Annotated in this window: 24 protein-coding genes; 18 read left to right on the top strand and 6 right to left on the bottom strand. The window is 65.5% G+C overall.

Annotation, left to right across the window (positions count from 1 at the left end):
* The first annotated feature begins 27 nt into the window (after window positions 1–27).
* The 12 genes from ATE70_RS07885 (at window position 28) to fghA (ending at window position 12,032) form a co-directional block, all read left to right on the top strand.
* Complete coding sequence (locus ATE70_RS07885; protein ID WP_058537366.1) at window positions 28–1,278, top strand: putative DNA modification/repair radical SAM protein; 1,251 nt, start codon at window positions 28–30, stop codon at window positions 1,276–1,278.
* On the top strand, window positions 1,275–2,702 hold the full coding sequence (locus tag ATE70_RS07880; RefSeq protein WP_058537365.1) for a UdgX family uracil-DNA binding protein: 1,428 nt from the start codon (window positions 1,275–1,277) through the stop codon (window positions 2,700–2,702). The genes ATE70_RS07885 and ATE70_RS07880 overlap by 4 nt, the downstream gene beginning before the upstream one ends.
* Window positions 2,702–3,715, top strand: a complete 1,014-nt coding sequence (locus tag ATE70_RS07875; RefSeq protein WP_058537364.1) for a ligase-associated DNA damage response exonuclease — start codon at window positions 2,702–2,704, stop codon at window positions 3,713–3,715. Before ATE70_RS07880 ends, ATE70_RS07875 begins: the two co-directional genes overlap by 1 nt.
* On the top strand, window positions 3,712–5,280 hold the full coding sequence (locus ATE70_RS07870; RefSeq protein WP_058537363.1) for a cisplatin damage response ATP-dependent DNA ligase: 1,569 nt from the start codon (window positions 3,712–3,714) through the stop codon (window positions 5,278–5,280). The genes ATE70_RS07875 and ATE70_RS07870 overlap by 4 nt, the downstream gene beginning before the upstream one ends.
* 218 nt (window positions 5,281–5,498) lie before the next feature.
* Window positions 5,499–6,113, top strand: a complete 615-nt coding sequence (locus ATE70_RS07865) for a superoxide dismutase (protein ID WP_058537444.1) — start codon at window positions 5,499–5,501, stop codon at window positions 6,111–6,113.
* Between the two features lie 209 nt (window positions 6,114–6,322).
* Complete coding sequence (locus tag ATE70_RS07860; protein ID WP_058537443.1) at window positions 6,323–7,702, top strand: L-serine ammonia-lyase; 1,380 nt, start codon at window positions 6,323–6,325, stop codon at window positions 7,700–7,702.
* 104 nt (window positions 7,703–7,806) lie between these two features.
* The gene (locus tag ATE70_RS07855) at window positions 7,807–8,919 is read left to right on the top strand and encodes an S-(hydroxymethyl)glutathione dehydrogenase/class III alcohol dehydrogenase (protein WP_058537362.1); all 1,113 of its coding nucleotides are present in this window, start codon (window positions 7,807–7,809) and stop codon (window positions 8,917–8,919) included.
* A gap of 7 nt (window positions 8,920–8,926) precedes the next feature.
* A complete protein-coding gene (locus tag ATE70_RS07850) occupies window positions 8,927–9,310 on the top strand; it encodes a VOC family protein (RefSeq protein WP_058537361.1) in 384 nt (127 codons plus the stop codon).
* Complete coding sequence (gene purU / locus ATE70_RS07845; RefSeq protein WP_058537360.1) at window positions 9,310–10,179, top strand: formyltetrahydrofolate deformylase; 870 nt, start codon at window positions 9,310–9,312, stop codon at window positions 10,177–10,179. The genes ATE70_RS07850 and purU overlap by 1 nt, the downstream gene beginning before the upstream one ends.
* Before the next feature lie 111 nt (window positions 10,180–10,290).
* Window positions 10,291–10,671 (top strand): VOC family protein, encoded by a 381-nt coding sequence (locus ATE70_RS07840; protein WP_058537359.1) that lies wholly within the window; start codon window positions 10,291–10,293, stop codon window positions 10,669–10,671.
* Window positions 10,672–10,701: 30 nt separating this feature from the next.
* Complete coding sequence (locus ATE70_RS07835) at window positions 10,702–11,187, top strand: prolyl-tRNA synthetase associated domain-containing protein (RefSeq protein WP_443028786.1); 486 nt, start codon at window positions 10,702–10,704, stop codon at window positions 11,185–11,187.
* The gene (fghA, locus tag ATE70_RS07830; RefSeq protein WP_058537358.1) at window positions 11,184–12,032 is read left to right on the top strand and encodes an S-formylglutathione hydrolase; all 849 of its coding nucleotides are present in this window, start codon (window positions 11,184–11,186) and stop codon (window positions 12,030–12,032) included. Before ATE70_RS07835 ends, fghA begins: the two co-directional genes overlap by 4 nt.
* Window positions 12,033–12,112: 80 nt before the next feature.
* On the opposite strand, the gene ATE70_RS07825 is transcribed toward fghA, so the two are convergent.
* The 5 genes from ATE70_RS07825 to ATE70_RS07805 all read right to left on the bottom strand — a co-directional run bounded on the left by ATE70_RS07825 (window position 12,113) and on the right by ATE70_RS07805 (window position 16,952).
* Entirely contained in the window at window positions 12,113–13,099 is a 987-nt protein-coding gene (locus ATE70_RS07825) for a quinone oxidoreductase family protein (RefSeq protein ID WP_058537357.1), read from the bottom strand.
* 100 nt (window positions 13,100–13,199) lie between these two features.
* Window positions 13,200–15,047, bottom strand: a complete 1,848-nt coding sequence (locus ATE70_RS07820) for a DEAD/DEAH box helicase (RefSeq protein ID WP_058537356.1) — start codon at window positions 15,045–15,047, stop codon at window positions 13,200–13,202.
* Window positions 15,048–15,114: 67 nt separating this feature from the next.
* A complete protein-coding gene (locus tag ATE70_RS07815; RefSeq protein ID WP_058537355.1) occupies window positions 15,115–16,293 on the bottom strand; it encodes an NAD(P)/FAD-dependent oxidoreductase in 1,179 nt (392 codons plus the stop codon).
* Between the two features lie 6 nt (window positions 16,294–16,299).
* Complete coding sequence (locus tag ATE70_RS07810) at window positions 16,300–16,479, bottom strand: hypothetical protein (RefSeq protein ID WP_056368868.1); 180 nt, start codon at window positions 16,477–16,479, stop codon at window positions 16,300–16,302.
* Window positions 16,476–16,952 (bottom strand): GreA/GreB family elongation factor, encoded by a 477-nt coding sequence (locus ATE70_RS07805; protein WP_058537354.1) that lies wholly within the window; start codon window positions 16,950–16,952, stop codon window positions 16,476–16,478. Before ATE70_RS07805 ends, ATE70_RS07810 begins: the two co-directional genes overlap by 4 nt.
* 121 nt (window positions 16,953–17,073) lie before the next feature.
* On the opposite strand from ATE70_RS07805, the gene ATE70_RS07800 reads away from it, so the two are divergent.
* Both ATE70_RS07800 and ATE70_RS07795 read left to right on the top strand, forming a co-directional pair.
* Window positions 17,074–17,829, top strand: a complete 756-nt coding sequence (locus ATE70_RS07800; RefSeq protein WP_058537353.1) for a head GIN domain-containing protein — start codon at window positions 17,074–17,076, stop codon at window positions 17,827–17,829.
* A gap of 43 nt (window positions 17,830–17,872) precedes the next feature.
* Window positions 17,873–18,583: a head GIN domain-containing protein gene (locus ATE70_RS07795; RefSeq protein ID WP_058537352.1), complete on the top strand. Its 711-nt coding sequence runs from the start codon at window positions 17,873–17,875 to the stop codon at window positions 18,581–18,583.
* Window positions 18,584–18,745: 162 nt separating this feature from the next.
* Here ATE70_RS07795 and ATE70_RS07790 read toward each other — a convergent pair whose 3' ends face one another.
* Entirely contained in the window at window positions 18,746–19,549 is an 804-nt protein-coding gene (locus tag ATE70_RS07790; RefSeq protein WP_058537351.1) for an SDR family oxidoreductase, read from the bottom strand.
* 112 nt (window positions 19,550–19,661) lie between these two features.
* Between ATE70_RS07790 and ATE70_RS07785 the strand changes: the two genes are divergently transcribed.
* The 4 genes from ATE70_RS07785 (at window position 19,662) to secA (ending at window position 24,398) form a co-directional block, all read left to right on the top strand.
* Complete coding sequence (locus ATE70_RS07785) at window positions 19,662–20,177, top strand: hypothetical protein (RefSeq protein ID WP_082639699.1); 516 nt, start codon at window positions 19,662–19,664, stop codon at window positions 20,175–20,177.
* Window positions 20,178–20,191: 14 nt separating this feature from the next.
* Complete coding sequence (locus ATE70_RS07780; RefSeq protein WP_058799863.1) at window positions 20,192–21,196, top strand: TonB family protein; 1,005 nt, start codon at window positions 20,192–20,194, stop codon at window positions 21,194–21,196.
* 91 nt (window positions 21,197–21,287) lie between these two features.
* Window positions 21,288–21,554, top strand: coding sequence for a hypothetical protein (locus tag ATE70_RS07775; protein WP_058537349.1), 267 nt, complete (start codon window positions 21,288–21,290; stop codon window positions 21,552–21,554).
* 108 nt (window positions 21,555–21,662) lie between these two features.
* Window positions 21,663–24,398, top strand: a complete 2,736-nt coding sequence (secA, locus tag ATE70_RS07770; RefSeq protein ID WP_058537348.1) for a preprotein translocase subunit SecA — start codon at window positions 21,663–21,665, stop codon at window positions 24,396–24,398.
* Window positions 24,399–24,592: the final 194 nt, after the last annotated feature.

Raw genomic sequence — 24,592 nt, 5'->3', positions numbered from 1 at the left:
TCTATGTTCTCATGCTAAACATGGGACATGTCCGCTAAACCGATTCTGGAAAAGCTGGCCGTGCTGGCCGATGCGGCGAAATATGACGCGTCGTGCGCGTCGTCAGGGACGGTAAAGCGCGACTCTGTCGCGAGCAAGGGCATCGGGTCGACCGAGGGCATGGGCATCTGCCACAGCTATGCTCCCGATGGCCGATGCATTTCGCTGCTCAAGATCTTGCTAACCAACTTCTGCATTTACGACTGCCGTTTTTGCATCAACCGCGCGTCGAGCAATGTCGAGCGCGCGCGCTTCAGTCCGCAGGAGGTCGTGCGGCTGACGCTCGATTTCTACAAGCGCAACTATATCGAAGGGCTGTTCCTGTCGTCGGGGATCATCCGTTCAGAAGATTATACGATGGAGCAGCTTGTCGAAGTCGCGCGTATCTTGCGCGAGGAGCATCGCTTTGGCGGCTATATCCATCTGAAGACGATCGCGGGCGCCGATCCCGGACTGATCGCGCTAGCGGGACTCTATGCCGACCGGCTGTCGACCAATGTCGAATTGCCGACCGAGGCGGGCCTGTCGAGCTTCGCGCCCGAGAAAAAGCCCGAGACGATCCGCAAGACGATGGCATCGGTGCGCGTCGGCGCCGAGGATGCGATCGAGGCGGCGAAGAGCCGGCTGATCGGTAAGGCGACCCCGCCGCGCTTCGCGCCCGCCGGGCAATCGACGCAGATGATCGTCGGCGCCGACGCATCGCGCGACGACGATATTTTGAAGACCGCGACGAACCTCTATTCGGGGTATCAGCTTCGCCGCGTCTATTATTCGGCGTACAGTCCGATCCCCGATGCGAGCAGCGACCTGCCGCCGGTGCGTCCGCCGTTGATGCGCGAGCACCGCTTATACCAGGCTGACTGGCTGCTGCGTTTCTATGGCTTCGAGCGCGCCGAGATCATGGAGGGTGCGAGCGGCGGCATGCTCGACCTCGCGATCGATCCCAAGCTCGCGTGGGCGCTGATGCGGCGCGAGGCGTTTCCGGTCGATATCAATCGTGCGCCGCGCGAGCTTCTGCTCCGCGTGCCGGGGCTCGGCACGCGGGCGGTCGACCGAATCGTCGCGGCGCGGCGGCTGGGCAAACTGCGGCTTGGCGATCTCGCGAAGCTCACAGCATCGGTAAAGAAGTTGCTGCCCTTCATCGTTGCGCTCGATTGGCGGCCGGGAATGCTCACCGATAGCGCCGACCTGCGCGCCCGTTTTGCGCCGCCGCCGGAACAGCTGGCGTTTGCGCTGTGAGGGAGGTGGTGCTGGCCGAGCCGGGCGATTTTGCCGAATGGCGGAGCGCCGCGCGCGGACTTCTTGCGGGCGGCGTGGCGCCCGAGAATGTGAGCTGGCGCGGGGCCGAGGATGGCGCGTCGTTGTTTGGCGATGCGGGTGCTGCGCCGCCCGGAGGCGCCGTGTCGCTGCCGCGCGAACTGCTGGAGATCGCCGAGCGCGTGATCTGCCATCGCGATCCCGAGGTCCCGGCGCGGCTTTATCGCATCATCTGGCGCGCGGCGCGTGATCGGCAATTGCTTGCGCGAACGACCGATGCCGAGGTCGACTGGCTGCGCAAGGCCGACAAGGCGATCCGCCGCGATGTGCATAAGATGCACGCGTTCGTTCGCTTTCGTCGCTTGGGTGAGGAGGGCGGCCGCGAGAGTTTCGCGGCGTGGTTCGAACCGTCGCACCGCATCCTGCGGCTGACCGCTCCCTTCTTCCAGCGCCGCTTTTACGGTATGGACTGGGCGATCTTGACGCCCGACGCGCGCGCGATCTGGCGGGAGGAAACACTGGTTTACGGCCCCGGCGGGACGAAGGACGAGGTGCCCGACAGCGATGTGGTCGAGGATCAATGGCGCACCTATTATGGCGCGATCTTCAACCCCGCGCGGGTGAAGATCGACGCGATGCGCGCCGAAATGCCCAAGAAATATTGGAAGAACCTTCCCGAGGCGCAGGATATCGCGCCGTTGCTCGCGGGCGTCGGGGCGCGGGTGGAACGCATGCGCGAAGCGGCCGTTTCCATGGCGAACCCTCTGACCGACAAATGGCGGACGCGCGTGCCCGACGAATTGGCCCTCGACGACGATGTGAAGACGCTGAGTGACGTCGCGCGCGCGGTTGATCGCTGCACGCGCTGCCCGCTCTATTGCAACGCGACGCAAGGCGTGGCGGGCGAGGGGCCGAAGGATGCACGCATCATGCTCGTCGGCGAGCAGCCGGGCGATCAGGAGGATTTGCAGGGGCGGCCGTTTGTAGGACCCGCGGGGCAAGTGTTGAACGAGGTGCTGGAGGAGGCGGGGCTCGACCGCGCGCGGCTGTTCCTGACCAACGCGGTCAAGCATTTCAAGTTCGAGCCACGCGGCAAGCGCCGCCTGCACCAGAATCCGACGACGGGCGAGATCGATATCTGCCGCTGGTGGCTCGACAAGGAACGCGCATTTGTTCAGCCTGACCTGATCGTGACACTGGGCGCGAGCGCGCTGCGCGGGGTGACGGGCAAGAGCGCGAGTATCAAGTCGATGCGCGGTGCGGTGCATGAACTGGAGGGAGGCGGCAAGCTGGTCGCGACGATCCATCCCTCGTTCCTGCTACGCCTGCCCGACCGCGAGCGCGCCGCCGAGGAACGCGCGGCGTTCGTCGCCGACCTGATCCGCGCGCGGAAACTCGCCGCCTGATGGCGAAGGTCAAATCCTGGATCGAGCCGCATCCGGGCGGCATCTATGTAAAGCCCGCCGACCTGTGGATCGACCCGTCGCGCCCCGTCGAGCGCGCCGCCGTGACGCATGGCCATGCCGATCATGCGCGAAGCGGCCATGGCGCGGTGTTCGCCACGCCCGAGACGCTCGCGATTATGGCGCTGCGTTACGGCGTCGATGCCGAGGCGAGCCATAATCAGGCGTATGAATATGGCGACGGGTTCGAGAGCGGGGGAGTGCAGTTCAGCTTTCATCCGGCGGGGCATGTGCTCGGCAGCGCGCAGATCTTGATGGAGTATGCCGGCGAGCGGATCGTTGTGACCGGCGATTACAAGCGCCGCCCCGACCCGACCTGCACGCCGTTCGAGGTTGTGCCCTGCGATATCTTCATCACCGAGGCGACCTTTGGCCTGCCGGTGTTCCGCCACCCGCCGACCGCCGACGAGATCGCCAAGCTGATCGGCGCGGTGCGCGCCGAGCCCGACCGCTCGGTGCTCGTCGGCGCCTATGCGCTCGGCAAGGCGCAGCGCGTGATCGCCGAACTGCGCGGTGCCGGGTGGGACGCGCCGATCTATATCCACGGCGCGCTTGAGAAGATGTGCGAGCTCTATGCGGTGCATGGCGTCGATCTTGGCGAGCTCCGGCTCGTTTCCGAAACCGACAAGGCCGAGATGGCGGGGCAGATCGTCCTCGCGCCGCCCTCGGCGCTGAATGATCGCTGGTCGCGGCGGCTGCCCGATCCGGTGACCGCGATGGCCTCGGGCTGGATGCGCGTGCGCCAGCGCGCTCGGCAGCGGATGGTCGAACTGCCGCTGGTGATTTCGGACCATGCCGACTGGGATGAACTGACGACGACGATTTCGGAGGTGAACCCAAAGGAAAGCTGGATCACGCACGGCAGCGAGGACGGGCTGCTGCGGTGGTGCGAGCTGCATCAACGCAAGGCGCGCGCGCTGCACCTCGTCGGCCGCGATCTGGAGGAGGAGGCGTGAAGCGCTTCGCGGCCCTGATCGACCGGCTGATCTACACGCGCTCGCGCAATACGAAGCTCGCGCTGATCGTCGATTATCTGCGGCATACGCCCGATCCCGACCGCGGGTGGGCAATCGCCGCGCTGACCGAGAGCCTCGATTTCCCGGCGGTGAAAGCGGGGACGGTGCGGATGTTGCTGGCGACCCGCGTCGACGAGGAATTGTTTCGTCTGTCGCGGCACTTTGTGGGGGATACGGCGGAGACAGCGGCATTGCTCTGGCCCGATGCGCCGGGGAAGAAGGAAGACCTCACAGTTTCGGCGGCGGTCGACGCGCTGTCGGCCGCGAGCCGCAGCGATGCGCCTGCGGTCGTCGCCTCGCTCCTCGACCGCCTCGACGCCGACGGGCGCTATGCGCTGCTGAAACTGGCCTTGGGCGGGATGCGCGTCGGGGTGTCGGCGCGGCTTGCGAAACAGGCGTTCGCGCAGGCGTTCGACGTGCCCGTCGACGATGTCGAGGAGCTGTGGCACGCGATCCCGCCGCCCTATGCGCCGCTGTTTGCGTGGGGCGAGGGACGGGCGGAGCGGCCCGACCTTGCCGACGTCGCCTTCTTCCGTCCTTTCATGCTCGCGCATCCATTGGAAGAAGAAAGCGTCGACCTCGCCGACTATGCCGCCGAATGGAAATGGGACGGCATCCGCGTCCAGATCGTGCGCGGTGGCGGTGAGACGCGGATCTATAGCCGCGGCGGCGAGGAGATCAGCGGCGCGTTCCCCGAACTGGTTTCGGCGTTCGATCAGGATGCGGTGATCGACGGTGAACTGCTTGTGCGCGGCGAGGTGCAGGGCGGCGAAGCCGCGAGCTTCAACGCGCTGCAACAGCGGCTCGGGCGAAAGACGGTCTCGAAGAAGATGCTCGCCGATTATCCGGCGTTCGTGCGCGTGTACGATCTGCTTGCGGTCGACGGCAATGATCTGCGCGGGCTGCCGTGGACCGAACGGCGGCGGCAGCTCGAAGCGTTCGTCCCGCGGCTCGCCGACAGCCATTTCGACCTGTCGCAAGTAATCGATGCCGCCGATTTCGGCGACCTCGCCGAGCGCCGCGCGGGCGCGCGCGATGCGGCGATCGAGGGGGTGATGCTCAAGCGCCGCGACGCGCCCTATGTGGCGGGGCGCCGCGCGGGGCTCTGGTATAAATGGAAGCGCGACCCGCTCACCGCCGATTGCGTGATGATGTACGCCCAAAGGGGCAATGGACGCCGCGCGAGCTTCTATTCGGACTATACCTTCGGTTGCTGGTCCGACGCGGGCGAGTTGCTACCCGTCGGCAAGGCCTATTCGGGCTTCACCGACGAGGAATTGAAGTGGCTCGACAAGTTCGTGCGCGACAACACGCTGAACCGCTTCGGCCCGGTGCGCGAGGTTGAAAAGTCGCTCGTGCTCGAAGTCGCCTTCGATTCGATTCACGCGTCCAAGCGCCACAAGTCGGGGCTCGCGATGCGCTTTCCGCGTATTTCGCGCATCCGCCGCGACAAGCCCGCCGAAGAGGCCGACCGGATCGCGACGTTGCAGGCAATGGTGACGTAATTCTCCCCTCCCTTTTAGGGAGGGGGTGTTGCGAGGCACGTGACTCGCAGCACGGGTGGGTAGGCGGCCAAGGAAGAACGCCTGCGGCGACCCACCCCTATCCCCTCCCTAAAAGGGAGGGGAGCAATAGGAAAATTTGCGGTCACAGGGTTGCAACCCGCGGCCGCGATACCGAGTTTAAGGCCGCAAACCCCCTCGATAATAAAATGGAGACTGCCATGACGATCGCCCATCCTCCCCTGCCGTACGCCCAGGACGCGCTCGAGCCGCATATCTCGGCCGACACGCTGGCGACGCACCATGGCAAGCATCACAAAGCCTATGTCGACAAGACCAACGCCGCGATCGAAGGCACCGAGCTGGCGTCGAAGCCGCTCGAAGAAATCGTCCACCACGCCGAAGGATCGGGCAACAAGGGCCTGTTCAACAATGCCGCGCAGGCGTGGAACCACGCTTTCTATTGGGAAAGCCTGAGCCCGTCGAAGACCGCGCCGAAGGATGATCTGCTCGCCGCGATCGAGCGTGATTTCGGTTCGCTCGATGACCTGAAAAAGAAGCTCAAGGAAACCGCGGTCAACCATTTCGCGTCGGGCTGGGCGTGGCTCGTCTCGCGCGACGGCACGCTGTCGGTCACCGACACGCACGACGCGGGCACCGAGCTGGTTGCGGGTATCAAGCCCTTGCTCGTGATCGACGTGTGGGAGCATGCCTATTATATCGACCGCAAGAACCTGCGTCCGGCCTATGTCGACGCGGTGGTCGACGACCTGCTCAACTGGGATTTCGCGGCGGAGAATTTCGCGCGCGATACGACCTGGACCTATCCGGCCTGATCTGATGATCCTCCCTGTGGCGAAGCGATGGGGAGGTGGCGGCGCGAAGCGCTGACGGAGGGGCAATGACGCACCGTCGCTGCCCCTCCACCACCTTCGGTGGTCCCCCTCCCCATCGCTGCGCGACAGGGAGGATTTATTGCAAGCCGTAACGAAAATTGGCCCGCGTGGGCCTATCGGGATCGTCCGCCTTCTCCTATAGCGCCGCCATGACGATCAGCCTGTTCGAACTCTTCAAAATCGGTGTTGGACCCTCCAGCTCGCATACCGTGGGCCCGATGGTTGCCGCCCGGCGTTTCACCGTCTGGCTCGACGAGGCCGGGCTTCTTGGCAAGACGGTGCATGTCGAAGCCGACCTTTATGGCTCGCTCGCGTTGACCGGCAAGGGCCACGCCGCCGACACCGCGATCGTTGCAGGTCTCGCCGGCGAAATCCCCGCATCGACCAGCCTCGCCGCGATCAAGGCGCATTGGGACCGGGCGGAGAGCGAAGGCTTTATCTACCTGCTCGGCCGCCAGCGCGCGCGCTTTCAACCAAAAAGCGACCTGCATTTCCAGATGCGCCAGCGCCAACCGTTTCACAGCAATGCCATGAGTTTCACCGCGCGCGACGGCGATGGCGAAATCCTCGCCAAGCGCATGTATTTTTCGATCGGCGGCGGCTTCGTCGTCGATGAGGATGAGGCCGGGCGCAACAGCCGCGGTGCCGAGGATGAGGTCGAGCTGCCTTTCGCTTTCACTTCAGGCGCTGATCTGCTCGACATGGGCGCGGCGTCGGGCAAGAGCTTTGCCGAAATGATGCTCGAGAATGAGCTCGCGCATCGCAGCCTCGACGAGGTGAACGCGGGGCTCGATGCGATCGCGGCGGCGATGGACGCGTCGATCGATGCGGGCTGCTGCAGCACGGGGGTCCTGCCCGGCGGGCTGAAGGTCAAGCGCCGCGCGCCGCAGATCGCCGACGACATTCGCAACCGCCACGAGGCGAATCTGACCGACCCGCTCGCGATGATGGACTGGATCAATCTGTGGGCGATGGCGGTGAACGAGGAAAATGCCGCGGGCGGCAAGGTCGTCACCGCGCCGACCAATGGCGCGGCGGGGATCATTCCGGCGGTGATCCGCTTCTACCGGCGCGGCTATCGCGGCGACGATGCGGGGGTGCGCACCTTCCTGCTCGCCGCGGGCGCGGTCGGCGCGCTCTACAAGCGCAACGCCAGCATCTCGGGCGCCGAGGTCGGCTGCCAGGGTGAGGTCGGCGTCGCCTGCTCGATGGCGGCGGCGGGGCTGACCGCGGCTTTGGGGGGCACCAACGCACAGGTCGAAAATGCCGCCGAAATCGGCATGGAGCATAATCTCGGCCTGACCTGCGACCCGATCGGGGGGCTCGTCCAGATCCCGTGCATCGAGCGCAACGCGATGGGGTCGATCAAGGCGATCGACGCGAGCCGCATCGCGATGATCGGCGACGGCACGCATGTCGTCAGCCTCGACACGGTGATCGCGACGATGCTGCAGACCGGACGCGACATGCGCGACAAATATAAGGAAACGTCGAAGGGCGGGCTCGCGGTCAGCGTGGTGGAGTGCTGACGCGCTGATCTTCTGACAGCGATGCCATAGCTATGTTTCCGCGGGCTTGCTCTTGCATTGCGGCGGCGTTTGCGGGATGGGAACGCGCGAAAGGGAGATACGCCATGAAGACCCGTGCCGCCGTTGCGTTCGAAGCGAAGAAGCCGCTCGAGATCGTCGAGCTGGACCTCGAAGGCCCCAAGGCGGGCGAGGTGCTGGTCGAGATCATGGCGACGGGGATCTGCCACACCGACGCGTACACGCTCGACGGCTTTGACAGCGAGGGCATCTTCCCGAGCGTGCTGGGGCATGAGGGCGCGGGCGTCGTGCGCGAGGTCGGCGCGGGCGTTACATCGGTGAAGCCCGGCGACCATGTGATCCCGCTCTACACCCCCGAATGCCGCCAGTGCAAAAGCTGCCTGTCGGGCAAGACCAACCTCTGCACCGCGATCCGCGCGACGCAGGGCAAGGGGCTTATGCCCGACGGCACGACGCGCTTTTCCTACAAGGGCCAGCCGATCTTCCATTATATGGGCTGCTCGACCTTCTCGAACTTCACCGTGCTGCCCGAGATCGCGGTCGCGAAGATCCGCGAGGACGCGCCGTTCCAGTCGAGCTGCTACATCGGCTGCGGCGTCACCACGGGCGTTGGCGCGGTGATCAATACCGCGAAGGTGCAGGTCGGCGACAATGTCGTCGTCTTCGGGCTCGGCGGCATCGGGCTCAACGTGATCCAGGGCGCACGGCTTGCCGGTGCCGACAAGATCATCGGCGTCGACATCAACCCCGCGCGCGAGGAATGGGGCCGCAAGTTCGGCATGACCGACTTCCTCAACACCAAGGGTATGAGCCGCGAAGACACGGTCGCCGCGATCGTGCAGCTGACCGACGGCGGCGCCGATTACACCTTCGACGCCACGGGCAATACCGAAGTGATGCGCACCGCGCTCGAAGCCTGCCACCGCGGCTGGGGCACCTCGATCATCATCGGCGTCGCCGAGGCGGGCAAGGAAATCGCGACGCGGCCGTTCCAGCTCGTCACCGGGCGCAACTGGCGCGGCACCGCGTTCGGCGGCGCAAAGGGCCGCACCGACGTGCCGAAGATCGTCGACATGTATATGACTGGCAAGATCGAGATCGACCCGATGATCACGCACGTTATGGGGCTCGAAGAGATCAACAAGGGCTTTGACCTGATGCATGCGGGTGAGAGCATTCGTTCGGTCGTGGTGTTCTGAGGTCGGCATGTTCAGCCATGTGGCGCTGGGCGCCGACGATATCGAAGCCGCGCGCCGTTTCTATGACGCGGCGCTGGGCGCGCTCGGGGTGTCGCCGGGCGTCGTCGACGAATGGGGCCGGCTCATCTATTCGCACGCCGGCGGGCGCTTTTTGCTGACGAAGCCGCTCAATGGCGAAACCGCGAGCGGGGCCAATGGCGGAACGCTGGGTTTCGTCGCGGCGTCGACCGGGGCGGTCGATGCCTGGCACGCCGCGGGCGCGGCGAACGGCGGCACGATGATCGAGGACCCGCCGGGCATTCGTCAGGTCACCGCAGGACGGACGGTCTATCTCGCCTATCTGCGCGATCCCGCCGGGAACAAGCTGTGCGCGACGCACCGGCTGGCGTGATGGAAATGGACCAGCCCGCCTTTGTCCTGACTTTCAGCTGCGTCGATGCGGTCGGTATCGTCGCGGCGGTGACCGGGCTGCTCGCGGAACGCGACGGCTTCATCCTCGACAGCCAGCAATATGCCGACCTCGATTCGGGGCGCTTTTTCATGCGCGTCGAGTTCCGCGGCGCGGGGCCGCGCTTTCCGGGCGAGCTGGCCGCGGTACAGGAAGCCTTCGCGCCGATCGTCGATCGTTTCGCGATGGACGCGCGGATCAGCGACCGACGCATTAAGCCGCGCTTCGTCATCGCGGTGTCGCAGGGCAGCCATTGCCTCAACGACCTGCTCCACCGCTGGTCGACGGGCAATCTCGCGATCGACATCGCCGCGGTGGTGTCGAACCACGAGCATCAGCGGCGGCTGACCGAATGGCACGGCGTGCCCTTCCATCACCTGCCGGTCAGCGACGCCAATCGCGCCGAGCAGGAAGCGGCGATCCTGCAGATCATGGCCGATGCGGGCGCCGAGCATCTGGTGCTCGCGCGCTATATGCAGGTGCTGTCGCAGGATCTGTCGGCGAAGCTGTCGGGGCGCTGCATCAACATCCACCACAGCTTCCTGCCGGGCTTCAAGGGCGCCAAACCCTATCACCGCGCGCACGAGCGCGGGGTCAAGCTGATCGGCGCGACCGCGCATTTCGTGACGAGCGACCTCGACGAGGGGCCGATCATCGAACAGGCGGTCGAGCGCGTCGATCACCGCGATTCGGTGGACGAACTGATCCGCATCGGCCGGGATACCGAGGCGCAGGTGCTGGCGCGCGCGGTGCGCTGGGTCGCCGAACAGCGCGTGCTGATCGATGGCCGCAAGACGGTGGTTTTCCGTTAGGAGCCCCGGTTCATCATTTTTGACGAATCCCGGACAGAATGGCGGCTGGTCCTGCCCGGCGGGACAGCGTAGGTATCGATTCGCAACCAAAATCAGGAGGAGCAAAAGGCGATGTACAGTCACAATATGGTCGGGGCGAACGACCTCGAAGCCGCCAAGAAATTCTATGACGCGACCTTTCAGGCGATCGGCGGCAAGCCCGCGATCACCGACGACAAGGGCCGCCTGATCTATATGTACAATGGCGGGCTGTTCCTCGTCGGTGCGCCGATCGACGGCGAACCCGCGACCGCGGGCAACGGCTGCACGATCGGCTTTGCGATGGAAGGTCCCGAGCAGGCCAAGGCGTGGCACGACGCCGGCGTCGCCAACGGCGGCACTTCGATCGAAGATCCGCCGGGCGTGCGCGAAGGCGGGTTCGGCCAGCTCTATCTCGCTTACCTGCGCGATCCGTCGGGCAACAAGCTCTGCGCGCTCCACCGCGTCGTCTGAGCCGATAATATGATGCGAGGCGAAGCGGGATTGCTGGCCGATTTGGGCGTGCTCGCGATCCCCTTTGCCGCGCACGAACATGAAGCGGTGTTCACCGTTGCCGAGAGCGACGCGGTGCACGCCGCGATGCCGGGGGCGCACACCAAGAATCTGTTCCTGAAGGACAAAAGCGGCGCCTTCTGGCTCGTCACCGTGCCGTCCGACGCGCGCGTCAATCTGAAGGCACTGCCCGGCGCGATCGGGTGCAAGCATGTGAGCTTCGGCAAGGCCGAGGATATGGAGCGATTGCTCGGCATTTCGCCGGGGTCGGTGACGCCGCTCGCGGCGATCAATGCGGTGCCCGGAAGCATCACCATCGTGCTCGACGAAGTGCTGGCGATAGCGGAAACGGTCAACGTCCATCCGCTGCGCAACACCGCGACGCTCGGGCTGCCGGGCGCAACGATCCTCGACCTGCTGCGTCATTGGGGGCATCAGCCACTTGTCGCCGCCATCCCTGTGCAGGAAGAATCATGACCCTCGAAACCCTCTCCACCGTTCGCAGCCATGGCGGCACGCAGGCCGTGTACAAGCATGCGAGCACGACCACCGGCACCGACATGATTTTTGCGGTCTTCGTTCCCGACCATGCGGAAGGCGCGAAGCTTCCGGTTCTCTGGTATCTGTCGGGGCTGACCTGCACCCACGCCAATGTGATGGAAAAGGGCGAATATCGCGCTGCGTGCGCCGAACATGGCGTGATCTTCATCGCGCCCGACACCAGCCCGCGCGGCGAGGGTGTTCCCGACGATCCCGATGCCGCATGGGATTTCGGGCTGGGCGCGGGTTTCTATGTCGATGCGACCGAAGAGCCGTGGGCGAAGAATTACCGCATGCGCTCGTACATCGAGGATGAGCTGCCTTCGCTGGTGCTGCGCAATTTTGCGGCCGCGGACCTGACGCGGCAGGCGATCACCGGCCACTCGATGGGCGGGCATGGCGCATTGACAATTGGTCTCCGCAATCAGGATCGCTTTCGTTCGGTCTCGGCCTTCTCGCCGATCGTCGCGCCGCTGCAATGCCCGTGGGGCGAGAAGGCGCTCGGCAATTATCTCGGGAACAACCGCGAGGACTGGCACGCCTATGATGCGTGCGCGCTGCTCGATCAGGGGCTGCGCGTGCCCGACCTGCTCGTCGATCAGGGTGACGCCGATAATTTCCTCGCCGAGCAGCTCAAGACCGAATTGCTGGTCGCGGCGTGCGAACGCGCGGGGCAGAAGGCCGAGATCCGGATGCAGCCGGGATATGACCACAGCTATTACTTCATCTCGACCTTTCTGGCCGAGCATGTCGCGTGGCATGCGGAGCGGTTGAAGGCGTAACGTCGCCCCCCGCGAAGGCGGGGGCCGCTATCGGCCTTTTGCTACATCTCCAGCGGCCCCCGCCTTCGCGGGGGCGACGGTTAGGAATGCTCCGGAATCAACAGCGTCGACCCCGTCGTGCGCCCGGCCTGCAAATCGGCGTGGGCGCGCGCGGCGTCCTGTAGCGAATAGCGCTGGCCGACGGTGATCTGCACCGCGCCGCTTTCGATCATCTCGAACACACGCGCGGCGCCCGCGGCGCGCTCGCCAGGAAGGTGGTAATAATCGAACAGCGTCGGGCGCGTGACGAACTGCGATCCGTGCTGTGCGAGGACGCCGAGATTGACGCCGGTCACCGGGCCGCCGGCATTGCCGTAGCTGACGATCAGCCCGCGCCGCGCGGTGGCCTTTAGCGACACCTCCCACGTCGCCATGCCGATGCCGTCGAAGGTCACCGGCACCCCTTGACCGTCGGTGATCTCGCGGACATGCGCCGCGACGTCGTCGCTCTTGTACATCAGCACATGGTCGGCGCCGGCTTCGCGCGCGGTGTGCGCCTTGGCCTCGGTGCTGACGGTGCCGATCACCGTTGCGCCGATCGCCTTCAGCCACTGGACGAGGATGAGCCCGACCCCGCCCGCGGCGGCGTGGACGAGCACGGGCGAGCCGGCCTGAACCTTCGCGCAGCGTTCGACGAGCATTTCGACGGTGCAGGCTTTCAGCAGCGCGGCGGCGGCGGTTTCATCGTCGATGTCGGCGGGGAGCTTGAACAGCGAGGCCGCGCCGACGATCCGCGCGCTGGCATAGGCGGTGCGTTCGGGGCCGAAGGTCGCAACGCGGTCGCCGGGCTGGAGGCCGTGGACGTCGGCGCCGACGGCGATGACTTCACCCGCCGATTCGACGCCAAGCCCGCTCGGCAGCGGAACGGGATAGGTGCCGTCGCGGTGATAGGTGTCGAGATAGTTGAGCCCGACCGCGGTCTGTCGCAGCAGCACCTGGCCGGGGCCGGGTTCGCCAAGCGTCACCTCGCGCCAGTCGATGACCTCGGGTCCGCCCTGGCTTTCGATAAAGGCTTCGATCGCTTGCATGCGCCGCTCTCCTGCTGTCCGGACCATCTGGTGGGCCGGACGGAAGAGCGCAAGGGCGGTGCGATAAAAGCCCCTCCCCGTCGGGGGAGGGGTTCAGGGTTTATTTCGACGGACGGCGCGGACTGCGCTGACCGAAGGGCTTGGGCTTGTAGCGTTCATTGCCGCCGGGACCGCCGGGGCCACGCGGGCCGCGCGGACCCGAACGATCGCCGAAACCGCGGTCGCCGCCCGGCGCACGGCCGAGCGTGCTGCGGGGCGCGTTGTCGCGCGGACCCTTGTCGCGGCGCGGCGGATAGGTCGGGCCGTCGGGCGCTGGCGTGATCGACACGCCGCTGTCGTCCTCGCCATCGGCGTTGGCGCTGCGCACCACCGCTTCGGCGAAGCGATCGGCTATGCCACGCGGGATGTTGAACATCGTTTCCTTGGGACCGATGCGGATCGCGCCGATCTCGTTCTTGCTCACATGGCCGCGGCGGCAGAGCAAAGGCAGGATCCAGCGCGGGTCGGCATTCTGGTGGCGGCCGATATTGAGGCGGAACCAGACGCTGTCTTCGAAGCCCTCGCGGTGATCGCCACCGCGCTCCGGACGTTCGAAACGTTCGCCGCGCTCGGGGCGACCGGCAGCATCGCGGCCACGCGGGCTGTTGTCGAGGAGATCCTCGGGCGGCGGCATCAGCGCGCGGTGCGCCTGGACGAGCGATGCCGCGATATCCTCGGGGGTGCGCTCGGCCATCAGGCGCTGCGCGAGTTCGATATCCTCGGGCTCATGCTCGACCGGCGTGAGCAATTTCTCCATCAAACGTTCCTGATCGCGCTTGCGCACGTCGGCGGCGGTCGGCGCGTCCATCCATTCGGCTTCGATGCGCGCCCCGCGCAGCATGCCGTCGACGCGGCGGCGGCGCGGGTAGGGGACGATGATGACCGCGGTGCCCTTTTTGCCCGCGCGGCCGGTGCGGCCCGAACGGTGCTGGAGCGCTTCGGCGTCGCGCGGAATTTCGACGTGGATGACGAGACTGAGCGTCGGAAGATCGATACCGCGCGCGGCGACGTCGGTCGCGACGCAGACCTTGGCGCGGCGGTCGCGGAGCGCCTGCAGCGCGGCGTTGCGCTCATTCTGGCTATGCTCGCCCGACAGCGCGACCGCGGCGAAACCGCGTTCTACCAGGCTGGCGTGGAGGCGGCGGACATTGTCGCGCGTCGCGCAGAACAGCATCGCGGTTTCGGCGTCGTGGAGACGAAGCAGGTTGACGACGGCGCCCTCGATGTCGGCGGGGGCGACGGTCACCGCCTGATAGGCGATGTCGCCATGGCCGCGGTCTTCGCCGACGGTCGAGATGCGCAGCGCATCCTGCTGGTAACGCTTGGCGAGCTGGACGATCGGCTTCGGCAGCGTCGCCGAGAAGAGAAGCGTGCGGCGCGTTGCGGGGGTGCCGTCGAGGATTTCCTCAAGGTCGTCGCGAAAGCCCATGTCGAGCATTTCGTCGGCTTCGTCGAGGACGGCGACGCGGAGCGCGGTGAGGTCGAGCGCGCCGCGTTCGAGGTGATCGCGCAGGCGACCCGGGGTGCCGACGACGATCTGCACGCCCTGACCCAAAGCACGGCGTTCCTTGCTGGCGTCCATGCCGCCGACGCAGGTCGCGATGCGCGCGCCCGCCTTGGCATAGAGCCAGCCGAGTTCGCGGCTGACCTGCAGCGCGAGTTCGCGCGTCGGCGCGACGATCAGCGCTAGCGGCGAGGTCGCGAAGGGCAGGCGGCCATCCTCGATCAGCTCGTCGGCCATCGCGAGGCCGAACGCGACGGTCTTGCCCGAGCCGGTCTGCGCGGAGACGAGCAGGTCGCGGCCTTTGGCCTCGCCTTCGGTGACTTGCGTCTGGACGGGGGTGAGCGCTTCATAGCCGCGCGCGACAAGGGCGTCCGAAAGGACGGGAGAAAGATTTTCGAAAGGCATTTTTATCTCAATAATATGGGCGGTCACCGGTGCGGTGACGGGCCGACGGAAAAGGGGCTCAATGGGCTTAAATCACCTGTCCGGCAGCGTGTCCGCTGGCCCAGGCCCATTGAAAATTATAGCCGCCTAACCACCCTGTGACATCTACGGCTTCGCCGACCGCATAGAGGTTCGGGACGGTTTTGGCCATCATTGTTTGCGAGGATAGGTTTGCAGTCGAGATTCCGCCGACCGTGACCTCGGCTTTGGCGAAGCCTTCTGTGCCGTTCGGACGGAAAATCCAGCCCGCTAGCTGCGCCTCTGCATCGGCGAGCTTGCGGTCGGTCTGGGCGCCGAGTTCGCCGGGAAGCGCAAGGCGTTCGGCGAGGGTTTCGGCGAGTCGGTCGGGAAGCAACGCGCCCAAGGCCGCGCGCAGGGTGATGCGGGGACGGGTGTGTTTGGCGTCGTGCAGCCAGCCTTGCGGGGCATCGGGCAAGAGGTCGATCGTCACGGGTTCGCCGTGACGCCAATAGCTGCTGACCTGCAGGATCGCGGGGCCGGAGAGGCCGCGGTGGGTGAAGAGCGCGGCTTCGCGGAAGGCGGCCTTGCCCGCGCGCGCTTCGACGGGGGCGGCGATTCCCGACAATTCGCGGAACAGCACATCGTCGCCGCCGAGCGTCAACGGAACGAGCGCGGGGCGTGGCTCGACCACTTTCAATCCGAACTGGCGCGCAAGGTCATAAGCGAAGCCCGTCGCGCCCATCTTGGGGATCGACGGCCCGCCGGTCGCGATGACGAGCGCCGCGGCGGTGAAACTCTGATCGCCGAAGCGGACGGTGAATTTGCCGTCGGCGTGGGTGACATCGCTCACCGGCTGGCCGGTGCGGACGTCGACGCCGGCTTTTGCGGCCTCTTCGAGCAGCATCGCGACGATCTGTTTCGCCGAGCCGTCGCAGAAGAGCTGGCCGAGCGTCTTTTCATGATAGGCGATGCCGTGGCGTTCGACGAGCGCGATGAAATCGGCGGGAGTGTAGCGTGCGAGCGCCGATTTCGCGAAATGCGGGTTCGCCGAGATGAAGCGGTCGGGCGCGCTATTCACATTGGTGAAATTGCAGCGCCCGCCGCCCGAGATGAGGATTTTCTTGCCCACCGCGTCGGCGTGGTCGAGCAGCAGCACGCGGCGGCCGCGCGCGCCCGCGACCGCGGCGCACATCAGCCCGGCCGCGCCGGCACCCAGCACGATGGCATCAAATTCATTGGAGGACATGGTGGATCAGTGCAGCTTTGCGATCGGAAGGCTGTCGGCCTTGGCGCGCGCCTTCACCGACTCCTCGCTGCGCGTCAGCGCTTTCGCGATCGACTTCAGCGGCATGCCCTTTTTGGCGAGCGTGTGGAGCTTGTCGATCTCGGCCGGGGTCCACGGCTGTTTGTGGCGTTCGAACTTGTCTTTCATGTCTGCGTCTCCGGATCGGCTTCGGCGGCGAGGATCGCGATCGCATCCTCGCGGTCCTGATATTCGACGCTCTCGCCGGTCTCGGCGCCCATCAGCGCACGCGCGAGCGGAGCGGAAAAGGCGATATGGCCGCGTGCCGGGTCGGCTTCGTCGCCGCCGACGATGGTGATCGTCTTTTCGGCCTTGTTCAGCCGGTACGTCACGCGGCTGCCGATGCCGACGCTGCCATCGGCGGGCGGTGCCTGCACCTCGGCGGTCGATTGCCGCGTATGGAAATAGCGCAGGCGGCGCTGCAACTTCTTGCGCGCGTCCTCGTCTGCGGTTCCCGCGATCTCGCGCTCAAGCCGCGTGACCTCTTCGCCAAGCAGGCGCAGTCCGCGCGGGGTCACCAGGTTCGGGCCGACCGCGATGGGCAGCTCGAATTCGGGTTCCTTATGCTCGTCGTCGCTCTCGCGGCGAAAGGCTACGCTCATGGTCGGGCTTTCGGTTTCGGGGAGAAATTGCCCTCTGGACGCCGAAGGTGGCGACAAGATGGCAGACCGCTGGACAGCGACGACGATCGTGTGTTATGCAAGCAATACACAGAGGAGATTGATGATGCGGAACTGGATGATGGCGATTTTGCCGCTGGCGCTTGTGACCGGCTGCAACGGCGCGGCGCCGAGCAACGACAAGCCGGCCGAACGGGGCGGGCCGCCGGCCAGCGTCGGTCCGATCACGACGCAGACCTATGATCTGACCGGCTTTACCGCGGTCGAGGTTTCGGGTCCCGACGACGTCACCATCCGTCAGGGCGACAGCTTCTCGATCAGCGCGCGTGGCCGCAAGGAAGCGCTCGACCGGCTCGAGATCAAACTCGACGGTCCCGATTTGAAGATCGGCCGCAAGCGCGAGGGTTTCAGCTTTTCGAGCAACGACGAGGATGACGTCGATATCGCGATCACCCTGCCTCGGCTGAACAAGGTGCGCCTGACCGGATCGGGAACGATCGACGCCGACGCGGTCGACGGTGACGCGGTTGAGGCGGTGGTCACCGGGTCGGGCGACCTGAAGGTCGCCAAGCTGACCGGCAAGCGCGCCGACATCACCGTGTCGGGATCGGGCGATATCGAGATCGGCAGCGGCACGATCGGGTCGGGCGAGCTCAGCGTCACCGGGTCGGGCGATATCGACGCCGACGGGCTCGTCGCAACGACGCTCGAGGTATCGGTCACCGGATCGGGCAATGTCGACGCACAGGCGACCGGAAAGGCCGATATCCGCATCCTCGGGTCGGGCGATGTGACGCTTGGCGGCGGCGCGAGCTGTTCGACGCGGCAAATGGGTTCGGGCACCGCGACCTGCAAATGATGCCACGCTGGTGCCGCCTGCCCGGACGGGGTAAGGCGGCACCATGACGCTTGCCACAAGATGCGCCGCGATCGCGGCCGCCGCCCTGCTTGCTGCCGGCCCCGCATGGGGCGCCGAAAAGCGTTTTGGCCTCACCAGTTTCGAGACGATCGACGTCAGCGCCGATGTGACGGTCGAGGTCGTGACGCGGGCGCCGGTCAGCGCCGTGGCCACCGGGCCGCAGGACGCGCTCGACCGGCTGAGCGTCGAAGCGCGCGACGGCAAGCTGGTGATCAGCGAGCGCCAGTTCGCGGGCGACGAGAAGCGCCGCGGGCCGCGCGGTCCGGTGACGGTTCGCATCAATGCCGCGAACCTGCGCGCGGCGACGCTTTCGGGCGCGGGGTCGCTCCAGATCGACAGACTGAAAGGACAGCGCGCGATGGTCGGCCTGCGCGGGCCCGGGCGGCTGGCCGTCGGCCAGATTAGTACCGATCGGTTGCAGGTCGCGATGATCGGAAACGGTACGATGACCCTCGGCGGCGCCGCCAAGAACGCGCAGATGACATTGTCGGGTGCGGGCGCGGTCGACGCGGGCGCGCTGGCGGTCGACGAGCTGATCAGCGACAGCGAGGGGGCGGGCGATCACATCCTGCGCGCGGTGAAGAGCGCGGCGATCACCTCGCGCGGGATCGGCAAGACCGTCGTGCTGGGTAGGCCGGTCTGTACGGTGCGCAATGTGGGTAGTGGGTCGGTGACGTGCGGGAACGCAAAATAGCCGGCAAGTTTTCGACCTGACCTATCTATCATCGTCATCCCGGACTTGATCCGGGATCCATGGCCGCACCATCGTCGTGGATCCCGGATCAAGTCCGGGATGACGAAGTGGGTGGGGGAACCGCACCTGCTCACCCCGAAGCCGGCGCCACTGCCGAATAGCTCAGTGCGCCGCGGCGCCCAGCCCGTCGATCTTCTTCGACTGGCGGACGATCAGCCCGGGGAACCAGCGCGCGAGGCGTGACAGGCGCTTCGCCATCTTGCCGACCGTGGTGTGGACGCTCGTCCCGTGCACCGCGTCCCACGCCGCCTCGGCGACACGCTCGACGGGGACGATTTCGAAGCCGCTGTCGGACAGGCGGGTGCGCGCGGGTTCGTTGCTGTCGGCGCTGACCTGATCGAGCAGGGGCGTGTCGATGAAGCCCGGCATCAGCGAACGGACCTTGATGCAATGTTTGGCGAATTCGATTTCGAGCGCTTCGGTGAGGCCGCGTACCGCGAACTTGGTCGCCGAATAGATGGCGAGGCCCGCGACCCCGTAGAATCCCGACGCCGATCCGGTGTTGAGGATTGTCGATCCCGGGGTCGCGCGCAGGAGCGGCAGCGCCATATAGATGCCGTTGACGACGCCGCCGAAATTGATCGCGATCAACCGATCGGCCTCGGCCGGGGGCATATCGGCGAACTGCCCGCCCGTGCCGATGCCGGCGTTGTTGAAGAGGACGTCGAGGCGGCCGCCGCTGGCTTTCGCAAATTCGTCGAGTGCGGCCTTCCACTGGTCGCGATCGCGGACATCCATCACATGGCGCGACGACGCGCCTTCGGGAAGCAGCGCGGCGGTTTCATCGATCCCGGCGCGGTTGACGTCGGCGATGCCGACAAACCAGCCCTGCCCGGCGAAATGGCGCGCAACCGCACGGCCGATCCCCGATCCACCGCCGGTGATGAAAATCGCCTTTCGTGCCATGGGCCCCTCCTTACATTGATGTCAGCGCGACAAGATGCGAAGTTGACGTTTCCGTCAAGCGGCAATCGCGGCTTGGCAAGGCGAAGCACGGCTCGCTAAGAGGGCGCCGATGATGACCCGCGGCCTTCGCTTTTTCTTCCTGTCGTTGCTGATGCTGTGCGCGGGCCTCACCGCCCCGGCGCGCGCCGAGGTGGTCGTGAGTTTCTACAGCCATGATTTCGGCGACCGGTTCCCGCATGCCTTCATCGTGATGAAGGGCACACTCGATGCGACGGGCGAGGTGGTCGACGCCAATTACGGTTTCACCGCCGTTTCAGTCAGCCCCGCGATTCTGCTCGGATCGGTGAAGGGCAAGGTGGAATCGTCCGAGCCCGATTATATCGCCAAGAGCGATCGCCAGTTCGACGTGACGGTCGACGATGCGACCTATGCGCTGGTGATGGCCAAAGTTGCCGAATGGCGCGACCGCGAGCAGCCGAGCTACAGCCTGAACAAGCGCAACTGCGTTCATTTCGTGATGGAGCTGGCCGAAGTCGTCGGGTTGAGGGTCGACCGGAAGAGCAAATTGTTCAAGAAGCCGAAGAGCTTTCTGATCGAAGTAAAGGGCTTGAACCCGCAATTGGGATGAAGGGGGAGGGGGCAATGTTGCAATCGGGGATAGCGATCGTGCTGGCGCTGGCTGCGGCGCAAGGAGACGCCGCAGACGTGGAAAAGGGGATGGCACCGGCGACCAATCCGGGAAGCTGGGTCACGAACGACGACTATCCGGCGAGCGCGATGCGCGAGGAGCGCGAAGGAACGACAGGATTCAAACTGACGATCGGCGCTGACGGTCTGCCCACGGGCTGCGACATCATCGCGCCGAGCGGCCATGGCGATCTCGATGCGCTGACCTGCCAGCTGATCCTGCAACGCGCGCGCTTTACGCCGGGGCGCAACGCGCGCGGCGACGCTGTCGGCGGGACATACAGCAACCGGATACGCTGGCAGATCCCCGGGAAAGGCACCTATCCAGTAGCGGTGGCTGGCTTCGACCTCGACCCGGCTCAGGAAAGCTGGCCGCGCGGTGCGATCCCCGACGATGCGTTCAAGCGCATCGACCCCGCCGCCCACTATCCCGCGGCAGCGCGCGCTGCGCGCGAGGAGGGCGTGGTCCACATGGAACTCAATATCGACAGTGCCGGGCAGGTCGCGGGTTGTAAGGTCAATGAAAGCAGCCTGTCCGCCACGCTCGACGCGGCAGCATGCGCGTTGATGCGCAGCGACGGCAAATTCTTGCCGGCGCTCGACAGCGAGGGAAAGCCGACGAAGGGGGTCGTCGCGGCGAAATTCCAATGGGCGCTGCCACGCGACGCCGGGGACGGTGGCGCCGGCGTATCGATTCCGTCCGGTCCGACTTTCCCGTTGGGAGAGCCGGGCAGCGCGACGATGACGGTGCTGCTGGGCGCCGACGGCCGCGTCGAGGAATGCCGCTTTTCGAACACCGGCAAATTCGGTGCTGCACCGAACGGAATGACGCCCTGCGACATGTTCGGCTCGCAGGCGCGCTTCACGCCTTTCGTCGACGCCAATGGGACGAAGGTTGCGAAACGGGTGATTCTGCGAAGCGACCTGACGATCGAGGATGCTCCGGCGGTCGCCAAATGAGCCGCCAGCCCTAGACGGCACACGACTTTCACCCTATGTTCAGGGAACGGGGCGCAATAATCAGGGCTCCGGATGTAGTTAGGGGCGATTCTTGCGGCTGTTGCTGACCCTTTTGGCATTACTGACCGGCCTGGCGACCGCCGACCGGGCCGTTGCCGCGCCTGCCGTTCCGGCGGCGATGGGGTCGCTGGTGATGTTCGCCGAAACCGCGGGCAAGGCCGAAACGAGCGACGTTGAGCGTCGCCCGACCACCACGACGCCGACCCGCCGCGTCTCCAGCGGGAGCGGCAAGCCGCGCAAGGCGGCACCGCCGCATCTTCCCGGCCTGCTCACCGGCAGCGACCGCGCGCTCGAATAGAGCGGCTTTTTCGCGCCTTTCTTGAGGCGCCGCCCCGCAAAGGGGCCTTTTTCATATGTTCGCGCGGTCGAAGCGCCGCCAATTCATTCTAATCCCAAGGGAAATTCCATGTTTTCTGGCCTTGCCAAGAGCCTGTTCGGCTCGTCCAACGACCGTTATGTCGCCTCGATCCGCAAGATCGTCGACAAGATCAACGCGTTCGAGCCCGCGATGCAGGCGCTCGACGATGCCGGGCTGCAGGCGCAGACGCAGGCGTTCCGCGATCGGCTCGCAGCCGGCGAGACGCTCGACGACATCCTGCCCGAAGCCTTTGCGACGGTGCGCGAGGCCGCGGTCCGCACGCTCGGCATGCGCCATTTCGACGTGCAGATGGTCGGCGGCGTCGTCCTCCACCGCGGCGAGATCGCCGAAATGGCGACGGGCGAAGGTAAGACGCTGATGGCGACTTTGCCCTGCTACCTCAACGCGCTCGAAGGCAAGGGCGTCCATGTCGTCACCGTCAACGACTATCTCGCGACGCGCGACGCCGAATGGATGGGCACCGTCTATGGCTTCCTGGGCCTGACGACCGGGATCATCGTCCCGAACCTCAACGAGACGCAGCGCCGCGACGCCTATAACAGCGACATCACCTATGCGACGAACAACGAGCTGGGGTTCGATTACCTCCGCGACAATATGAAGTTCGACCGCCAGCAGATGGTCCACCGCACCTTCAACTTCGGCATCGTCGACGAGGTCGATTCGATCCTGATCGACGAAGCGCGCACCCCGCTGATCATCTCGGGTCCGACCGACGACAAGTCCGAGCTTTATATCCGCGTCAACGAAGTCGTCCTCAACCTGACCGATGATGATTATGAAAAGGACGAAAAGTCCAAGTCGATCAACCTGACCGAGGACGGCACCGAGCATGTCGAGCGCCTGCTCGAAGCCGCCGGCCTGCTCCAGGGCAACAATCTCTACGACATCGAAAACACGCAGGTCGTGCATCACGTCAATCAGGCGTTGAAGGCGATCCAGATGTTCCGGATCGACACCGACTATATCGTCAAGGACGGCAAGGTCGTGATCATCGACGAATTCACCGGCCGCATGATGGACGGGCGGCGCTGGTCCGACGGCCTGCATCAGGCGGTCGAGGCGAAAGAAGGCGTGCAGATCGAGCCCGAGAACCAGACGCTCGCGTCGATCACCTTCCAGAATTATTTCCGTATGTACCCCAAGCTTTCGGGCATGACCGGCACCGCGGCGACCGAAGCGGCCGAATTCTTCGACATTTACAAGATGAATGTCGTCAACATCCCGACCAACCGTCCGATCGCGCGCGTCGACGACGAGGATGAATTCTACAAGAATATCACCGACAAGTTCGGCGCGATCGCCAAGACGATCCGCGAGGCGAACGAGCGCGGCCAGCCGGTGCTCGTCGGCACCGTGTCGATCGAAAAGTCCGAGCTGCTGTCGTCCTTCCTTGAAAAGGACGGCGTGCCGCATAGCGTGCTCAACGCGCGTTTCCACGAAAGCGAAGCGCATATCGTCGCGCAGGCGGGCCGCACCGGTGCGGTCACGATCGCGACGAACATGGCGGGCCGCGGCACCGACATCAAACTCGGCGGCAACGAAGAATTCCGCATCGGCGACGAATTGAAGGACCTGCCCGAAGGCGCCGAGCGCGACGCCGCGATCGCGCGCATCCACGAAGAGGTCGCCGCCGAGCGTGAGGCGGTGCTCGCCGCGGGCGGGCTGTTCGTGCTCGCGACCGAGCGTCACGAAAGCCGCCGCATCGACAACCAGCTGCGCGGCCGTTCGGGGCGCCAGGGCGACCCCGGCCTGTCGAAATTCTACCTCTGCCTCGACGATGACCTGCTGCGCATCTTCGGCCCCGACACGCTCTTTTCCAAGATGATGAACAAAAATCTGGAGGACGGCGAGGCGATCGGGTCGAAATGGCTGTCGAAGGCGATCGAGACCGCGCAGAAGAAGGTCGAGGCGCGCAACTACGACATCCGCAAGCAGGTCGTCGAATATGACAACGTCATGAACGACCAGCGCAAGGTCATCTATGAACAGCGCGGCGAGATCATCGACAGCGAGACCGTCGACGAGGTGATGACCGCGATGCGCGCCGAAACGGTCAATTCGATCGTTGCCGATGCGTGCCCCCCCGGCAGCTATCCCGAACAGTGGAACGTCGAACAGATGAAGGAGCGGGTAGAGAATATCCTCGACCTTTCGCCGCCGATCGATGCGTGGATGCAGGAAGACGCGGTCGACGCCGAAATGTTCGAAGAGCGCATCCAGGCCGCCGCCGACGCGGTCGCCGCCGAAAAGGCTGCGCTCGTCGATCAGGAAACGTGGAAGGGGATCGAGAAATCGGTGCTGCTCCAGACGCTCGACCATCATTGGAAAGAGCATTTGTCGACGCTCGACGCGCTGCGTCAGGTCGTGTTCCTGCGCGCCTATGCGCAGAAGCAGCCGATCAACGAATATAAGCAGGAAGCCTTCGCGCTGTTCGAACGCATGCTGCAGAATATCCGCGAGGATGTGACGCGCACCGTTGCGCGGATCGACCTGCGCTTCGAAGAGCCCGAGCCGATGCCGCTGCCCGACCTGCCCGATTTCCTGACCACACACATCGACCCCTTCACGGGCGAGGACAACAGCGCCGATCTCGACGGTGGACAGTTGGGCGTGATCGCAAACACGCTGCCGCCGATGCAGATCCCGCGTCCGGACATGCCCGAGGGAGACAATCCCTATGCGACGCTCGACATCAGCCGCAACGCGCCGTGCCCGTGCGGTTCGGGCCGCAAGTATAAGCACTGCCACGGCGCGATTTGACGCGCTCGCCGCACGCCTTCGGGCGCGCGGCAAGTGTTTGATGTTACGGTAACACCACGGCTTACGCGCCCGCTTGCCAAGGCCCGCGGGCGCGATTAGCATTGGCCTCACAAGCCTGGTGGCCACGTAGCCGTCAGGTAGCGCAGCAGCAGGAACATGAGTGCGCCGCTCGCTCTCGCGCGGCGGATGCTGGC

Origin of the sequence: Sphingopyxis sp. H053, assembly GCF_001468225.1 — a bacterium.
GTDB lineage: Bacteria > Pseudomonadota > Alphaproteobacteria > Sphingomonadales > Sphingomonadaceae > Sphingopyxis.
Note: the sequence above shows the minus strand (reverse complement) of the source record. Positions and strands in the feature narration are given on the sequence as shown.

Coding starts and splice junctions, on each gene's coding strand:
- ATE70_RS07885 (WP_058537366.1), top strand. CDS start 28: ATGTCCGCTAAACCGATTCTGGAAAAGCTGGCCGTGCTGGCCGATGCG.
- ATE70_RS07875 (WP_058537364.1), top strand. CDS start 2,702: ATGGCGAAGGTCAAATCCTGGATCGAGCCGCATCCGGGCGGCATCTAT.
- purU (WP_058537360.1), top strand. CDS start 9,310: ATGGAAATGGACCAGCCCGCCTTTGTCCTGACTTTCAGCTGCGTCGAT.
- ATE70_RS07865 (WP_058537444.1), top strand. CDS start 5,499: ATGACGATCGCCCATCCTCCCCTGCCGTACGCCCAGGACGCGCTCGAG.
- ATE70_RS07860 (WP_058537443.1), top strand. CDS start 6,323: ATGACGATCAGCCTGTTCGAACTCTTCAAAATCGGTGTTGGACCCTCC.
- ATE70_RS07785 (WP_082639699.1), top strand. CDS start 19,662: ATGACCCGCGGCCTTCGCTTTTTCTTCCTGTCGTTGCTGATGCTGTGC.
- ATE70_RS07855 (WP_058537362.1), top strand. CDS start 7,807: ATGAAGACCCGTGCCGCCGTTGCGTTCGAAGCGAAGAAGCCGCTCGAG.
- fghA (WP_058537358.1), top strand. CDS start 11,184: ATGACCCTCGAAACCCTCTCCACCGTTCGCAGCCATGGCGGCACGCAG.
- ATE70_RS07850 (WP_058537361.1), top strand. CDS start 8,927: ATGTTCAGCCATGTGGCGCTGGGCGCCGACGATATCGAAGCCGCGCGC.
- ATE70_RS07805 (WP_058537354.1), bottom strand. CDS start 16,952: ATGAGCGTAGCCTTTCGCCGCGAGAGCGACGACGAGCATAAGGAACCC.
- ATE70_RS07780 (WP_058799863.1), top strand. CDS start 20,192: ATGTTGCAATCGGGGATAGCGATCGTGCTGGCGCTGGCTGCGGCGCAA.
- ATE70_RS07815 (WP_058537355.1), bottom strand. CDS start 16,293: ATGTCCTCCAATGAATTTGATGCCATCGTGCTGGGTGCCGGCGCGGCC.
- ATE70_RS07840 (WP_058537359.1), top strand. CDS start 10,291: ATGTACAGTCACAATATGGTCGGGGCGAACGACCTCGAAGCCGCCAAG.
- ATE70_RS07820 (WP_058537356.1), bottom strand. CDS start 15,047: ATGCCTTTCGAAAATCTTTCTCCCGTCCTTTCGGACGCCCTTGTCGCG.
- ATE70_RS07825 (WP_058537357.1), bottom strand. CDS start 13,099: ATGCAAGCGATCGAAGCCTTTATCGAAAGCCAGGGCGGACCCGAGGTC.
- ATE70_RS07790 (WP_058537351.1), bottom strand. CDS start 19,549: ATGGCACGAAAGGCGATTTTCATCACCGGCGGTGGATCGGGGATCGGC.
- ATE70_RS07795 (WP_058537352.1), top strand. CDS start 17,873: ATGACGCTTGCCACAAGATGCGCCGCGATCGCGGCCGCCGCCCTGCTT.
- secA (WP_058537348.1), top strand. CDS start 21,663: ATGTTTTCTGGCCTTGCCAAGAGCCTGTTCGGCTCGTCCAACGACCGT.
- ATE70_RS07800 (WP_058537353.1), top strand. CDS start 17,074: ATGATGCGGAACTGGATGATGGCGATTTTGCCGCTGGCGCTTGTGACC.
- ATE70_RS07810 (WP_056368868.1), bottom strand. CDS start 16,479: ATGAAAGACAAGTTCGAACGCCACAAACAGCCGTGGACCCCGGCCGAG.